At 61.6% G+C, this 14,319-nt stretch carries 12 protein-coding genes; 6 read left to right on the top strand and 6 right to left on the bottom strand.

What is annotated here, in order from left to right; all coding sequences use genetic code 11:
* The 3 genes from AABM52_RS10370 to AABM52_RS10360 are packed head-to-tail and all read right to left on the bottom strand — an operon-like array spanning nucleotide 1 to nucleotide 4,389.
* Nucleotides 1-1,329 carry a TolC family outer membrane protein gene (locus AABM52_RS10370; RefSeq protein WP_347911663.1) on the bottom strand — a complete coding sequence of 443 codons (1,329 nt, stop codon included), beginning with the start codon at nucleotides 1,327-1,329 and terminating at the stop codon, nucleotides 1-3.
* Entirely contained in the window at nucleotides 1,326-2,660 is a 1,335-nt protein-coding gene (locus AABM52_RS10365) for an HlyD family type I secretion periplasmic adaptor subunit (RefSeq protein ID WP_347911661.1), read from the bottom strand. The genes AABM52_RS10370 and AABM52_RS10365 overlap by 4 nt, the downstream gene beginning before the upstream one ends.
* Before the next feature lie 7 nt (nucleotides 2,661-2,667).
* On the bottom strand, nucleotides 2,668-4,389 hold the full coding sequence (locus AABM52_RS10360) for a type I secretion system permease/ATPase (protein ID WP_347911660.1): 1,722 nt from the start codon (nucleotides 4,387-4,389) through the stop codon (nucleotides 2,668-2,670).
* Between the two features lie 544 nt (nucleotides 4,390-4,933).
* On the opposite strand from AABM52_RS10360, the gene AABM52_RS10355 reads away from it, so the two are divergent.
* Nucleotides 4,934-6,085, top strand: a complete 1,152-nt coding sequence (locus tag AABM52_RS10355; protein ID WP_347911659.1) for a M14-type cytosolic carboxypeptidase — start codon at nucleotides 4,934-4,936, stop codon at nucleotides 6,083-6,085.
* A gap of 62 nt (nucleotides 6,086-6,147) precedes the next feature.
* Here the strand turns inward: AABM52_RS10355 and AABM52_RS10350 are convergent, their stop codons facing one another.
* Together AABM52_RS10350 and AABM52_RS10345 are read right to left on the bottom strand one after the other, a co-directional pair.
* Nucleotides 6,148-6,693 carry a cytochrome b gene (locus AABM52_RS10350; protein ID WP_347911657.1) on the bottom strand — a complete coding sequence of 182 codons (546 nt, stop codon included), beginning with the start codon at nucleotides 6,691-6,693 and terminating at the stop codon, nucleotides 6,148-6,150.
* Nucleotides 6,690-7,775: a catalase family peroxidase gene (locus tag AABM52_RS10345; RefSeq protein ID WP_347911656.1), complete on the bottom strand. Its 1,086-nt coding sequence runs from the start codon at nucleotides 7,773-7,775 to the stop codon at nucleotides 6,690-6,692. The genes AABM52_RS10350 and AABM52_RS10345 overlap by 4 nt, the downstream gene beginning before the upstream one ends.
* Nucleotides 7,776-7,938: 163 nt before the next feature.
* Here AABM52_RS10345 and AABM52_RS10340 point away from each other — a divergent pair, with 163 nt between their 5' ends.
* The 4 genes from AABM52_RS10340 to AABM52_RS10325 all read left to right on the top strand — a co-directional run bounded on the left by AABM52_RS10340 (nucleotide 7,939) and on the right by AABM52_RS10325 (nucleotide 11,902).
* The gene (locus tag AABM52_RS10340; RefSeq protein ID WP_347911654.1) at nucleotides 7,939-8,445 is read left to right on the top strand and encodes a sigma-70 family RNA polymerase sigma factor; all 507 of its coding nucleotides are present in this window, start codon (nucleotides 7,939-7,941) and stop codon (nucleotides 8,443-8,445) included.
* The gene (locus AABM52_RS10335) at nucleotides 8,442-9,194 is read left to right on the top strand and encodes an anti-sigma factor (protein WP_347911653.1); all 753 of its coding nucleotides are present in this window, start codon (nucleotides 8,442-8,444) and stop codon (nucleotides 9,192-9,194) included. Before AABM52_RS10340 ends, AABM52_RS10335 begins: the two co-directional genes overlap by 4 nt.
* 139 nt (nucleotides 9,195-9,333) lie before the next feature.
* Nucleotides 9,334-10,458 (top strand): cell division protein ZapE, encoded by a 1,125-nt coding sequence (gene zapE, locus AABM52_RS10330; RefSeq protein WP_347911652.1) that lies wholly within the window; start codon nucleotides 9,334-9,336, stop codon nucleotides 10,456-10,458.
* 124 nt (nucleotides 10,459-10,582) lie between these two features.
* The gene (locus AABM52_RS10325) at nucleotides 10,583-11,902 is read left to right on the top strand and encodes a leucine-rich repeat-containing protein kinase family protein (protein ID WP_347911651.1); all 1,320 of its coding nucleotides are present in this window, start codon (nucleotides 10,583-10,585) and stop codon (nucleotides 11,900-11,902) included.
* 63 nt (nucleotides 11,903-11,965) lie between these two features.
* Here AABM52_RS10325 and AABM52_RS10320 read toward each other — a convergent pair whose 3' ends face one another.
* The gene (locus AABM52_RS10320; RefSeq protein WP_046037782.1) at nucleotides 11,966-12,670 is read right to left on the bottom strand and encodes a YebC/PmpR family DNA-binding transcriptional regulator; all 705 of its coding nucleotides are present in this window, start codon (nucleotides 12,668-12,670) and stop codon (nucleotides 11,966-11,968) included.
* Between the two features lie 225 nt (nucleotides 12,671-12,895).
* Between AABM52_RS10320 and AABM52_RS10315 the strand changes: the two genes are divergently transcribed.
* Entirely contained in the window at nucleotides 12,896-14,317 is a 1,422-nt protein-coding gene (locus AABM52_RS10315) for a type VI secretion system tip protein TssI/VgrG (RefSeq protein WP_347912606.1), read from the top strand.
* Nucleotides 14,318-14,319 lie beyond the last annotated feature (2 nt).

Genomic DNA, 14,319 nt, shown 5'->3' with positions numbered 1-14,319 from the left:
TCAGAACAACCCCTGGACCTTTTCCAGCTCGTTGCGGGTCATCAGGCCGGTGTGGGTGTGCAGGTTGACATAGCTTTGCAGCATCGCCAGCTTGGTATCGAGCAGGTCACGCTTGGAGGAAAACAGGCGCTGTTGGGCGTCGAGGATATCGACCGTCGAGCGCACGCCGGCCTCATAGCCTTTTTCCGCGGATTTCAGGGCGGTCTGGCTGGAGCGCACGGCGGTCACCAGGGCCTTGATCTTCTCGAAGCCCGCCACCACCCCCAGGTAGTTGAGCTCGAGGTCCTCGTTCATTTGCTGGAGCTGGACCTCATAGCCGGACCGGGCGCTCTCCAGGGCAGCCCGGGCCTTTTCGGAAGAAGCGCTGACCCCTCCGCCCTGGTACAGCGGGATATCGATGACGACGCCCAAGTAGTATGTCGACTGGCGCTGGGACGTTTCGTTGAGGTCGCTCTGGTCGACCCGTGCCAGCCGGCCGCTCAGCGCCACGGTCGGGTAGTGCCCGGCCTTCTGCAGCTTGAGGTTGGCTTCGGCCACTTTGATCGAAGCACGGCTGATGCCCAGTGCAGACGCGGTCTGGTCGGCCTTGATCAGCCAGTAGTCGAGGTCCTGCTCGGGGGCAAGCAAGGCGGCGGCCGGTGCCTGCTCCTGCATCTGCGGGATCTCGCTGACGGCAATCCCGGCACGGCCCGCCAGCTTGCGCAGGGCCGCTCGCTGCTGGGCCTGCAACTGAATTTCCAGGGCGCGGATCGAATCGAGCCGGGCTTGCGCCTCTTCAAGGTCGGTGATGCTGCCTTCACCGGCTTCGAACAGGCGTCGGGATTGCTTGGCCAATTCTTCGACCGAGGCTTTCTGCTGGATCGTCAGCTTGAGTTCGTTTTCCACCTGGGCGAGATCGAAATAGGCCTGAACCACGCGATCGAACAGCTCCTGGTCGGCGCCTTCGTGCTGGACTCCGCCCAACTGCCCACGCGCCTTGGCCTGTTCGTAGGAGGCCCAGCGGCCTTTGTCGAACAGCGGCTGGATAACCGACAGGGCTATGCTGTCGGAAGCGTACTGATCGCTCTGGCTATTGGCCGAGGACTGGTGTTCGAACTGGCCGCCATGGCCGTAGCGTGAGTTGATGGCGACCTGAGGCAGCAAGCCGCTGCGGCCGATAGCCTCTTCCTGGCGCGATGCCTCATAGTCATGGTTGGCAACCTGGTAGGTCGCATCGTTGAGTCGCGAGGCGTCGTAGAGGGCGACCAGTGACAACGGCGCTTCAGCCGCCAGCAGTCGGCACGAGCAGAACACGGAGAGTAGCAAGGCGATACGTACGGACACGGTCATTCTTCCTTGAAAGCGCCAGCCATACGTTCGGTCACCGGCTGCATCAAGTAGTTGGCAAGGGTGCGTTCGCCGGTCTTGACCAATACTTCGGCCTGCATGCCTGGCTTGACATCCAGGCCCAGCTCGCGCAGATGGATGATCGCCTCGGGGCTGACCGAGACCTCCACCGAGAAGTAGGGCGAACCGCTGTGTTCGTCGATCAACTGGTCGGCCGACACCGTGAGCACCTTGCCGACGATCACCGGGGTGTGGACCCGTTGCAACGAACCGAAACGCAGATCGACCGGCAGCTCAGGCTTGAGCCGGTCGGCCATCATCGGCGGGAATTGCGCCTTGACCACCCAGCTGGAGCCTTGCGGGACAATGTCCATCAGGCGCTGGCCCGCTGGTGCGACGCCGCCGACGGTGTGCACCGTCATTCCCATCACCTGGCCGGCGACGGGCGCGACGATTGCGGCGCTGTTGACTTCGAATTCCAATGACTTGATCTGGTCGATCAGGCTCGATGTCTGCGCCACGACCTGGGTCAATTGCGACTCTGCGTCGCTGCGAAAGACCTGCCCCTGTTGCAGCGCCTTGAGCTCGCTTTCATTGATCGCCTGGCGCGTGCGGCCGATATCGGAAATGCTCGAAGCCAATTGGGCGCCCAACTGCGCCGCACTGCTTTCCGCTTCGAACAGCCGGTTGCGTGGCAGATAACCTTCACGGGCCAGTTCCCGCAGCCCCGTGAGCGCCTGCTGCTGGAATTGCAGCTGTACGGCGTGGTTGCGCTTGATCTCTTCGAAGCCCTGGAGCTGTTCTTTGAGCGAGGCTATTTCGTGCTGGCTGATTTGCATGCGGCTGGCCAGTTCGGCACGGCGGGTGGCGAACAGATAGCCTTGCAGCTCCATCGCCGCGACGGCGCGCGGGTCGCCGGCGCGGGCCAGCAATGCTGCGGACCACTGCACAGTGTCGCGGTTCAGGCGTTCGGCCATCAGCCGATCCTCGACGGCGCGGGCGCCGAGCCACTGGCCCAGGGCGACATCAAGTTGCGACTTGGCCTGGACGGTGTTGAGTTGCATCACCACCTGCCCCTGCTGCACCCGGTCGCCTTCACGTACCAGGATGTTGTCGATCGTGCCGCCGGTGCGCGACTGCACGGTCTTGCGCTCGCCGGAAACCACCACTGTGCCGCTACCGACCACGCCGCGGTCAAGCGGCGCCAGGCAGGCCCAGAGCAGGAACCCGCCGAGGCCCAGGAGCAAAAACCACATACCGATCCTGGCAATGCCCGCGGCATCCGCATCGGGCTTGTTCTCGGGGGTCGAAATGTCGGTCGAACTGGCTTGCATTGACGCCTCAGGCTTCTTGATTACGGAGTTCGACGGCTTTTGCCGGCGTCGCTGGCACCAGGGTCTTGAGCACCTGGTCACGCGGGCCGAACAGGGTTTGTACGCCGTCCTTGAGGAACAACAGCTTGTCGACCGCGCCGAGAATGCTCGGCCTGTGGGTGACCAGCACCACGGTGCAGCCTTCTGCCTTGAGCTTGCGCACGGCCTGTACCAGCGCCGCTTCACCGGCATCGTCGAGGTTGGAGTTGGGCTCGTCGAGCACCACCAGCGCCGGCTGGCCATACAACGCACGGGCCAGGCCGATACGTTGCTTCTGGCCGCCGGACAACCCCAGCCCGCCAGTCCCGAGCAAGGTGTCATAGCCTTTGGGAAAGTGCAGGATCATCTCGTTGATACCAGCCAGTTGCGCCGCTGCGATGACCTTGCCTGCGTCCACCTCGCCGAAGCGCGCGATGTTTTCGGCGATGCTGCCATCGAACAGCTCGATGTCCTGGGGCAGGTACCCCAAGTGCGGGCCGAGGTCTGCACGCGACCACTGGCCGACCTCGGCGCTGTCCAGGCGTACCGAGCCCTGCCTGGCGGTCCAGATGCCGACCATGGCGCGCGCCAGGGAAGACTTGCCCGACGCGCTCGGACCGATGATCGCCAGTACTTCGCCCTTGGCCAGGCTGATGGTCACGCCATTGACCGCAGGCTTGTGCATGCCCGGCGGGATGATCACCAGGCGGTCGATGCTCAGGGCCCCGGTCGGCGCTGGCAGGGGCATGCCTGGCGCGGTTTTGGGAAATTCGCCGAGCAGGCGGTTCAAGCGTTCGTAGCTGCTCTTGGCGTTACCCATCTGCTTCCACGAACCGATCAGCGCTTCGGCCGGCGCCATGGCCCGTCCCAGCAATACCGACACGGCGATCATCACCCCGGCGGAAATCTGGTTCTCGATCACCAGGATGGCGCCCAGGCCAAGGGCCAGCGATTGCCAGGTCATGCGCACAAAACGTGACAGCGCAGCGATCCGCGAACTGCGGTCACTGGCCTCGCCCTGCTCGGTAATGACCCGCTGCTGCACGTTGTACCAGCGCTGGCGCAAGGGCGCGAGCATGCCCATCGCCTGAATCACCTCGGCGTTCTGCAAGGTACTGTTCACGTAGCTGGAAGACGCCACGGACAAACGGTTGGCTTCGCTCATGCTTTTGCGGGTGGTCAGCTCGTTCCAGACTCCCAGCCCGGCAAGGATCAGCGAACCGATGACAGTGAAACTCCCAAGCCAGGGATGGAACAGGAACGTCGCGATGACATAGATCGGCAGCCACGGCGCATCGAAGATGGCAATCAGTGCCGGACCGGTGACGAACTGCCGGATGCTGTTCAAATCGCTCAGCACCTGCGCCGGGTTGGAGCTGTGCTCCTTCAGGCTACGCTCGAACGCCGCATCGAATACCCGCTCGCCCAACTGAGTGTCCAGGCCGGCGCTCATCTTGATCATCACCTGGCCGCGCACCCACTCCAGCACACAGCCAAGGGCAAAGAACCCGAGCAAGATCAGGCTCAGCATCAACAGCGTGGTTTCATTGCGACTGGTCAGGACGCGGTCGAAAACCTGCATCATGTAGATGGACGGGACCAGCATCAGCAGGTTGATCACCCCACTGAACAGTGCCAACACGCCAAACAGCCGGCGATAACGTAGCAACGCTGCATCGATATCTCGCTGGGGATCTAGGAAAAATCGCATAAAGTCCGAAAGATGAAAAAAGCATTGGGAAAGACGACGGTTATGTTGATGCCCGGGGTGCATTGCGCGGCGGCGATGCTAGCACTTTGCCCCTAGTTAATGAACTGCTTGAAGCAAGTTGGCACCTCTACTCCATCGGCTTGAAGGAGGCGATCTTGAGTGGGTTTTCGATGGGCCGACGAGCAGTCGGCCAGGCCGGCTCGACGCAGGCATAGGGCAGGCCCGCTTCGTGCTCTGAGGAAGTCGACTTTGGAGCGTTCTCTGCCGGTCATGTCCACGAAGCGTGCGGGTCACATCCGATGCAAATGACTGGTCAGGTCGAATGCAAATAGGGGGCTAGTCCGTGCAATTACCCAGTAATTGCACGGCATCATTGGTTCAAACCGGCGACAGATAGCACTTGAGAATCAGTCGCACAGTCTCTAAGCTGCGGCGGCGTCAAGGAGGACGCCCCCCCCACCTGTGCACCCCGCAATTCCCCTCGGTTTCACCCCACTCTTGCGTGTAAAGTAGCCACCATAAAAATCATATTCAGGACCCGATTATGGCCGTGGCTAAATCTTCTTTCGACATCAGTGCCAACTTCGACAGCGGCAACATCCAGGTGATCGACGTCAGCGACCCGCTCAAGCCCCTGCTGGCGATCCGCCCCGATACCAAAAGCGACCATTTCCAATGGTTCCACTTCAAGGCCAGCGGCCTGCATGTCGGCCAGGAGCACTGGTTTCGCCTGAACAATGCCAGTCAATCCTCCTATAACAAGGCCTGGACCGGCTATCAGGCGGTGGCGTCTTACGATCACGTCAACTGGTTCCGCGTACCCACCATTTTCGAAGGCGACTGCCTGCGTTTCAGCCTCGAAGCCGAGCAGACCCATGCCTGGTTCGCCTACTTCGAACCCTACAGCCGCGGCCGCCACGACTGGCTGATCGAGCAGGCACTGACCAAGGCCGGCACCGAACTGCTGGCCACCGGCAAGAGTGTCGAAGGTCGCGACATCCAGTTATTGCGTAAAGGCACCGGCGCCGAAAGCCAGCGCAAAGTGTGGATCATCGCCCAGCAACATCCGGGCGAGCACATGGCCGAGTGGTTCATGGAAGGCGTGATCGAACGCCTGGAAAAGCACGACGACCCGGTGCTGAACAAACTGCTGGCCAGCGCCGACCTGTACCTTGTGCCAAACATGAACCCGGACGGCGCCTTCCACGGTCACCTTCGCACCAACGCCATGGGACAGGACCTGAACCGCGCCTGGCAGAACGCGAGCCAGGAAATCAGCCCGGAAGTCTTTTTCGTACAGCAGCAGATGGAAAAGCACGGCGTCGACCTGTTCCTCGACGTGCATGGTGACGAGGAAATTCCTCACGTGTTCACCGCCGGTTGCGAAGGTAATCCAGGCTACACGCCACGGATCGAAAAGCTCGAAGAACACTTCCGCAGCCACCTGAAGCACACCACCAAGGACTTCCAGACCAAGTACGGCTACACCCGCGACGAGCCGGGCCAGGCCAACATGACGTTGGCCTGCAACAGCGTGGGCCAGAAGTACGACTGCCTGTCGTTGACCCTGGAAATGCCGTTCAAGGATCACGACGATCATCCGAACCCGCTGACAGGCTGGTCGGGCAAGCGCTCGAAGCAGTTGGGCAAGGATGTGTTGACCACCGTGGCCGAGATGGTCGATAGCCTGCGTTGATTGCCCTTTAAGATCAAAAGATCGCAGCCTGCCGCAGGCTGCGATCTTTTTCTCCATTGCAACTAGCCGCGATCCTTGCCCCGCAACATGCTGTCCAGCACATCATCACGACGCACCCAGCCGTGAAACAACGCGGCTGCCAAATGCAGCAACACCGTCAGAAACAGCAGGTACGCCAGATACCCATGGGCCTTGCGTAAAAACGCAAACAGCTGCGCGTTCGCCGGCACGATCGATGGCAATTGCAACGAACTGCTGAGCATCACCGGCTCACCCGACGCCGAAATCATCGCCCAGCCCAGCAGCGGCAAGACCAGCATCAAGGCGTACAGCAACACATGGGACGCCTTGGCCGCCAGCGCTTGCCAACCTGGCAGATCCGCCGGCAGCGGTGGTTGCGTGGTGGAGAAACGCACCACCAGCCGCACGATCACCAGCAGCAAAATCGCGACGCCCAAAGGTTTGTGCAGATGAATCAGCCATTCATGCCGCTCGGAGACCGAGGCAACCATACCGGCACCGATAAACAGCATGGCGATGATCATCAGCGCCATCAGCCAGTGCAGCAGCCGCGCCAATGGAGCGAAGTGGTTCGGTTGGGTGCTCATTGCTGGGCCTCCTGTTTGGCGGCGGGCAACTGGCTGACTTCGCTGGTGCGACGCAGGTAGGAATTGGCGTAACCGGCTGAGCGAGCGGCGAGCAACGGGTCGTCGGAACCTTCGATGCCGGCGGGCAATACCAGTGGGTCGTAGTTGATGTCACGGCATTCGCCATTGAGTTGCGGCTGGGTTTTTTCCAGCACCAGGGTGCCCGCGTTCAACACCTTGCGCCCTTCGGGCCAGGCTTTGCTGGCGTCGCTCACCGGATCGCCAGGATTGGCCAGGGTGATGTTCAACTGCCAACGCAACGGCCCTGCGGTTATACGCTGAACCAGGTCTTTCTCCAGAAAGTCGTTCCCCTCCGGCGCCGTAGCACCCGGCGCATCCTGAGCCACCGGCACCATGCTCCAGCGCACGGCCTGGCGTTGTCCGGTGGCGCTCACCAGATAAAACGCGTTGACGCTGTTATAGGTCTCCGTGACGTAACTGGCCGACGGCTTGGCGGTCTTGATCCAGGCCAGGAACGGAGCGGCTTCCGGATGCGCACCAAAAAACGTCGGAACCGCGGTCGGATTCGGCTTGCCGGTGGCCGGGTCTGGCGACTGCGCCTGCTGCAATTGATAGAACGCCTCGGGCGTGCCGACCGGGAACACCGGCATGCTGTTCATCCCCGTGCGCCACTGCTGGCCGTTGGCCTGGATGAAGCGCAAGGCCATGCTGCGGATCGGCACGGCACTGTCCGGCGCATAGGGGTTACCGGCCGGCAAGGCGAAACGCCCAACCACCGGTGTCTGCGCCTCGTTGAACACCTGGGCGGTGGAATAGCTGCGCGCCTCACCGCTGCTCTCGAAATGCCCGATCACGCACACGCCTTTGGAATGGTTGCGGCGGAAACCCGGATGCACGCCGTTGTTGGTTTCCAGCACGTTGATCAGTTTCTTCGGGGTCAGGCGCTGTGGGTCGAAGGTGCCGTTGACGTAGGCAAACGCCCCCGCCACGGCGGCAACGACCACGGCAATGCCAGCCAGGCGCAACGTCAGGCTCGTCGCACTCAAGGGTGGCCGGGTTGGCGGTGATGATCGATCTACCATGAAAGACTCCAGGGCCATCGGCCACAAGTGAGAAGAATCAAGCAGACGAACCGCACGCAGGTTTATTCCCACATGCGGTTTTTATTTTTTCTGACGTGGAATAACCTCGAATGCCGGGCGTCTTCCTGGTCCACAGTCCAGCGTAGTGACTAGCCAGAACTTCATGAACGATATCGACGAACAACTCAGAGAAATCATTCCCGGAATGCGACGGTTTGCCGTGTCGTTGACACGCAACACCAGCAGCGCGGACGACCTGGTGCAGGCGAGCCTGGAGCGGGCACTCTCGAGTTGGGCCGGCAAACGCGCCGAGGGTGACTTGCGCGCCTGGCTGTTCTCGATTCTCTATCGGCAGTTTCTCGACGCGCACCGCCGCTCCCGGCGTTATGCGCGCATGCTCGAGTTCTTCACCGGGCGTGACGATGCCCAGCCCTCGGTGGAACGCACCGTGATTGCCCAATCGACCCTCAACGCCTTCGACCGACTGCCCACCGAGCAACGCGCGTTGCTGCTCTGGGTGTCTGTGGAAGGCTTGAGCTACAAAGAGGTCGCCGAGATTCTCGACGTACCCACCGGCACCGTGATGTCCCGCCTGTCCCGGGCTCGCCAGGCCCTGCGCCAACTCAGCGATGGCGAAATCAACCGCCCTTCCCTGCGGAGACTCAAATGATCAGCATGCCCCCCGGCGAGCGAGACCTGCACGCCTACGTCGACCACCAACTGAGCGACGCCGACCGACGCCTGGTGGAGACTTATCTGGCCACTGACCCGCAGGTGGCCGCGCAAGTGCGCGCCTGGCAGCAGGATGCCCAGACACTGCGCGCAGCCCTGAGCGGTGCCTTGCAACAACCGTCGAACCCGGACCTGGATCCGGCGGTGATTCGCCAGCGCCTCAAACGCCAATCCCGTCGACACCTGGCCAGTGCCGCGGTGTTGCTCATCGCCGTCAGCGTCGGCGGTTTCAGCGGTTGGCAAGCGCGGGAGATGACGCTGGCGAGCCCCCAGCTGCCAATGACCGATGCCCTGCAAGCCTATCGCCTGATTGCCCAGCAAGGCCTCCTGCCGGCGGATTACCAGGCCAGCGACGACGGCGACATGCAGGGTTGGCTCGACCGCTACTTCACCCAGGCCAATCGCCTGCCCGATCTCTCGGGTGCCGGGTTCAAGCCGGCCAGCGGGCGTTTGCTGAGTACCGAGCAAGGCCCTGCGGCGATGGTGGTCTACGAGGATCAGGGCGGGCAGAAAATCAGTTTCTATGTGCGCCCGCCAGGGCCGAAAAACTTCCTGCTGCCCAGGGGCAGTCGCAGTGATGGCGAGTTGCAGGCCGAGTACTGGTCGGGAAGTGGCTACAACTATGCGATGGTCAGCCCGGCGGATACAGCGGCGGCGCGGATGCTCAAACAGACCTCTCAGTTCTGATCCCCCCTGCGGTGTTCCTTTAGAACCCAGTGACGGTGGCCCATATATGCCGACACTGATGGAAGCAGATTCCCTGCTCTGGTTACACTATCGCGCCGCAACACAAAGAGCCTGCCCGCACACCAGAGGTGATATCCCAGTGGCCGTTCGACCGCCCAACCGTTCGCCAATCAAATCGCGCTGGCAAACGTTGCGTCGCCTTCTCGGCAAGGTACCGGCTGCCGGCAGCGCCGTGGCAGGCCAAGTCATCCACGACTACTTTCGACATCAGGCCCATGCCCAGGGCTACACCCTCAGTCACAGCCAACAGCGGGTGATCGACTGCATGGCCCGGCATGCCTGCATGCTGATGGGTGCTGCGGCGAACCCCCTTCCCGGCCTTTACCTGCATGGTGCCGTGGGACGCGGCAAAAGCTGGCTGCTCGACGGGTTTTTCCGGGCCATTCCCCTCGCGCAAAAACAACGCCTGCACTTCCATCAGTTTTTCGCCCAACTGCACCAGGGCATGTTCGAACACCGCGAACAGGCCGACGCCTTGGCGATCACCCTCGATGAACTGCTCAGCAATTGCCGGGTGCTGTGTTTCGACGAGTTCCATGTGCACGACATCGGCGATGCGATGCTCATCACCCGATTGTTCAAGGCACTGTTCCAGCGCGGCATCCTGTTGCTGGTCACCTCCAATTACCCGCCCGAAGGCCTGCTGCCCAATCCGCTGTACCACGCACGCTTCAAACCGGTGATCGACTTGATCCATGCGCGCATGCAGGTGATGGAAGTCGGCGGGCCGCACGACTATCGCAGCCAGGCCCGGCCCCATGCGCATCAGTTGTTCACTCAAGGTCACTACGTCTGGCCGGCGAGCGTGGCGCAACGACAATCGCTGAACCTGCCCAAGCGCAATGCCCCGCCTGTTTCGTTGCCGGTGGGCACCCGGCATTTGCGAGCGCGTTTGTGCGAAGGGCGCGGCATCGGTTTTACCTTCACCGAGTTGTGCGATCAGCCCACGGCGGTGATGGATTATCTGGAGCTGTGCCGCCAGTTCGACCGCTGGATCATCGATGAACTGCCACTGCTGGGCGATTGCACGATTGCCGCCCAGCAGCGCTTTATCAATCTCATCGACGTGCTGTACGACCAGGACAAGCACCTGACGTTGCTCGGGCAGCACTCATTGCGCGAAAGCCTGGATGGCGATGCCATTGATCTGGCGCGCACCCGCAGCCGATTGGGGCAACTGGTCGAAGTCAGCGAACCGGTCTGATCGATAGCTTTTTGTTGTATTGACTGCTCGCGAAGGCGGTCTGACAGTCGCCACATCTTTCCCGCTATCATGTCGCCCATTTCCAGGGCCCCGCGCCCTCCCTTGGTTAATGGCGAATCTGTTCATGCATACCCTTGCTCAATTGCGCGCCGGCGAGTTGTCGGGCATCACGCGGCTGGATCTGGCCGAAGACCTGACCGAGTTTCCCCGGGAGATCTTCGATCTGGCGGATTCGCTGGAAGTGCTCAACCTCAGCGGCAATGCCCTAAGCGCACTGCCGGAGGACTTGCACCGCCTTACCCGTTTGCGCGTGCTGTTCTGCTCCGAAAACCGTTTCACCGAGTTGCCGGCCTGTGTTGGCCAATGCGCCGCACTGACGATGATCGGCTTCAAGGCCAACCGCATCGCCCACGTGCCCGCTGTGGCACTCCCACCGCTGCTGCGCTGGCTGATCCTGACCGACAATTGCATCGAGACACTGCCGAGAGAGTTGGGAGAACGGCCCTACCTGCAAAAGCTCATGCTTGCCGGTAACCGCCTGCAGGCGTTGCCGGAGTCGATGCGCAATTGCCATCGGCTGGAACTGATCCGCATCGCCGCCAACCAGTTCACCGACTTGCCGCAATGGCTGCTGACGCTGCCGAGCCTGACCTGGCTGGCCTATGCCGGTAACCCTCTGGAAACCGAAGCGGATGCCGCCGCCCTCGACGCCACACCGCGCATTGATTGGTCGGCATTGTACCTGGAGAAAAAGCTCGGCGAAGGGGCGTCCGGGGTGATTCATCAGGCGGTCTGGCAACCGGCCGACCAACCGGCCACGCCCGTTGCGGTGAAGCTCTACAAGGGCGAAATGACCAGCGATGGCTCGCCGCTGCACGAGATGAACGCCTGCATCACCGCCGGGCTGCACCCGAACCTGATTCGCGTCGAAGGGCGGATTGTCGATCACCCGCAACAAACCGCCGGGCTGGTGATGCAGTTGATCCCGCCGAGTTTTCTCAACCTCGCCAGCCTGCCGAGCCTGGCGTCGTGCAGCCGCGACATTTATGCCGATGGCTTGCGTTTCAGTGCGGCGGTGGCGCTGCGCATTGCCAAGGGCATTGCCTCGGTGGCCGAACACCTGCACAACCACGGCATTACCCACGGCGACCTCTACGGGCACAATATTCTGTGGAATGAACAGGGTGATTGCTTGCTGGGGGATTTTGGTGCGGCGTCGTTCCACGAGATTTCCGACAGCCTTGAAAGCCGTGCCTTGCAACGGATCGAGGTGCGGGCATTCGGGGTGTTGCTGGGGGAATTGCTGGCACGAATCGACTCGGGGTTGAGCGATGAACTGCGTGGGGTGCTGGAGGATCTGGAGCGGCGTTGCTGTCAGCCGCAGGTGCTGGCGCGGCCTGGGTTTGAGGCGATTGTTCAGGAATTAGCTGAGTTCAAATTGTAAATACAACTCAATGTGGCGAGGGAGCAAGCTCCCTCGCCACAAGTCAGATCCAGGCCAGTTCGATCAACCCGCCAAGCCGACAAACATATCCTGCACGTCGTCATGGTTATCGAGGCCTTCGAGGAACGCTTCGACTTCCGCCATCTGCTCATCGCTCAGGCCGCTGACCGGGTTTTTCGGCTGGTAGCCCAGTTTGGCCGACAGCACGGTGAAGCCTTGTTCCGGAAGGGCCTTCTGTACCGCGTCGAGGTCGGTCGGTTCGGTCAGGAACAGGGTTGCACCCTCTTCACCCGGCTCGAAATCCTGTGCACCGGCTTCGATGGCGGCCATTTCCGGATCGGCGTCCGGGGTGTCCGGCGACGCTTCGATCATACCGACGTGGTTGAAGTCCCAGGCCACGGAACCGGAAGCGCCCAGTTGGCCCTTGCGGAACGCCACGCGGATCTCGGCGACGGTGCGGTTGATGTTGTCGGTCACGCATTCGACGATCAACGGCACCTGATGCGGGGCGAACCCTTCATAGGTCACGCGATGGTATTGTACGGTTTCGCCCAGCAGGCCCGCGCCCTTCTTGATGGCGCGATCCAGTGTTTCCTTGGGCATCGAAGCTTTCTTGGCCTGTTCAACCACCAGGCGCAAGTGCGCGTTGGTAGTAATATCAGCGCCGTTGCGCGCAGCAATGGTGATTTCCTTCACCAGTTTGCCGAAGATCTTGCCCTTGGCATTGGCTGCCGCTTCTTTGTGTTTAACCTTCCACTGTGCGCCCATTTCTCACTCTCTTATCTGTGGCAACTGTGGCGCCGAGACATCTATTGGCCGACGCTTTGCGCAAGTTTATACGGCCTAAAGTTGGCAATCGACCAAAAAATCCCGACTGGCATCGACATCTTCACCAGCGGTTGTAGGGCGATTCGGAAATGTCGCTTTACCGTGCCCGCAATGCGCCGGGGTTCCGTACGCTTTGCACCCTACTCCACGGCGGTAGCGCGTTCGATGCACAACGACAAGGAAAGTCCCACCACCCTGACGCTTCTCGACGACGACCTGAGCTTCCGGGTAGTCCGGTTCAGTGGTCATGAAGCTCTCAACCAGCCCTATCGATTCGAGATCGAGGTGATCGGGCTGGCACCGGCCCTGAACCTTGAGCGATTGCTGCTCCAACCGGCGTTCCTCGAGTTCGGCCACGATCAAGGCATTCATGGCGTACTGCACAGCGCCAGTTGTGAACATCGAAGCGGACACCGGGTCGCTTACAGACTGGTGCTGGTGCCCCGCGTCCAGGCGCTGGATCAGCAACGATGCCGACGTATTTTCCAGCGCGCCAGCGTACCCATGATTCTGTGCCGGTTGCTGGAGGAACATGGGTTGCCCGCCGACAGCTATCGCTTTGAGCTGGCAACCGGGCACTATCCCCTGCGACCTTTTTGCATTCAGTACGAAGAAACCGACCTGGCGTTGCTGCAACGGCTGTGCGAGGAAGAAGGCATCCACTATCACTTCGAGCATCAACGGGACGGCCATGTGCTGGTGCTGGCCGATGACAGCCTGTGTTTTCCACAGGAGCCCCTGCTCATGTCGATGAGCAGCGATGCCCTCGACGAACACCAGGAACCGGTGATCAGCGAACTGTTCCAGCGCCATGATGCTCCGCTCTCCCCTGTGCGCCCTGGCGCCAGGAATCCGGGTGCAGCGGACATCAGCGAAGGCGCAGCCAATCACTCGCTCGCCACCGTGAGGCACTTTCCCGCTGGTGAGCAACAACATCGCGACCAACTCAGCCGTCGACAACTGGAACGACTGCGCTGCCGACACCTGCAGATCCACGGTCAAAGTAACCAGAGGGCAGTACGCAGTGGCGGGATCCTGCAGGTGGCCGAGCACCCGCTGGCGAACTTCAATGATCAATGGCTGGTTACCGAAATCCGCCATCAGGGCCGTCATTCATCCATTCTGCTCGACGACACACCCGACATGGCCCCGGGTTACCGCAATCAATTCAGCGCCATCCCCTGGTCGACGGTGTTCAGGCCTGCCCTCAAACAACCCAGGCCGAGTATCCCCGGGTATCAGCCCGGCCAGGTGTGCGGCCCGATCGGGCAACCGGCGACAGTGGACGAAGATGGCCGGGTTCAGGTGCACCTCTGGCCCGCCACACAACCCGCCGCAGAGATGTCCGACGGCCTGTGGCTACCGCTGGCGCTGACCACCGCCGAGGAATGGATCGATCCGACCCGCTTGCCCGTGGCTGGCAGCGAGGTACTGGTGATTTTTCTCGACAGTGACCCGGATCGCCCGGTGCTTTGTACGGCCATGGGCCCTCGGCCACAAACTCATCGCCCTCGCCCGCGCGAGCCCCGTGGCGATACCCGCCTGCTGTTCGACTGGCTGCTCAACCGCTCGGACCTTGCGCACTGACG

It is taken from the genome of Pseudomonas grandcourensis (genome assembly GCF_039909015.1).
GTDB classification, from domain to species: domain Bacteria; phylum Pseudomonadota; class Gammaproteobacteria; order Pseudomonadales; family Pseudomonadaceae; genus Aquipseudomonas; species Aquipseudomonas grandcourensis.
The sequence above is the reverse complement of the archived record's forward strand: the minus strand, read 5'-3'. Positions and strand labels throughout refer to the sequence as shown.

What these genes read in the sequence shown, in the direction of transcription:
- AABM52_RS10370 (WP_347911663.1), bottom strand. Translation starts at nt 1,329, where the DNA reads ATGACCGTGTCCGTACGTATCGCCTTGCTACTCTCCGTGTTCTGCTCG.
- AABM52_RS10365 (WP_347911661.1), bottom strand. Translation starts at nt 2,660, where the DNA reads ATGCAAGCCAGTTCGACCGACATTTCGACCCCCGAGAACAAGCCCGAT.
- AABM52_RS10360 (WP_347911660.1), bottom strand. Translation starts at nt 4,389, where the DNA reads ATGCGATTTTTCCTAGATCCCCAGCGAGATATCGATGCAGCGTTGCTA.
- AABM52_RS10355 (WP_347911659.1), top strand. Translation starts at nt 4,934, where the DNA reads ATGGCCGTGGCTAAATCTTCTTTCGACATCAGTGCCAACTTCGACAGC.
- AABM52_RS10350 (WP_347911657.1), bottom strand. Translation starts at nt 6,693, where the DNA reads ATGAGCACCCAACCGAACCACTTCGCTCCATTGGCGCGGCTGCTGCAC.
- AABM52_RS10345 (WP_347911656.1), bottom strand. Translation starts at nt 7,775, where the DNA reads ATGGTAGATCGATCATCACCGCCAACCCGGCCACCCTTGAGTGCGACG.
- AABM52_RS10340 (WP_347911654.1), top strand. Translation starts at nt 7,939, where the DNA reads ATGAACGATATCGACGAACAACTCAGAGAAATCATTCCCGGAATGCGA.
- AABM52_RS10335 (WP_347911653.1), top strand. Translation starts at nt 8,442, where the DNA reads ATGATCAGCATGCCCCCCGGCGAGCGAGACCTGCACGCCTACGTCGAC.
- AABM52_RS10325 (WP_347911651.1), top strand. Translation starts at nt 10,583, where the DNA reads ATGCATACCCTTGCTCAATTGCGCGCCGGCGAGTTGTCGGGCATCACG.
- AABM52_RS10320 (WP_046037782.1), bottom strand. Translation starts at nt 12,670, where the DNA reads ATGGGCGCACAGTGGAAGGTTAAACACAAAGAAGCGGCAGCCAATGCC.
- AABM52_RS10315 (WP_347912606.1), top strand. Translation starts at nt 12,896, where the DNA reads ATGCACAACGACAAGGAAAGTCCCACCACCCTGACGCTTCTCGACGAC.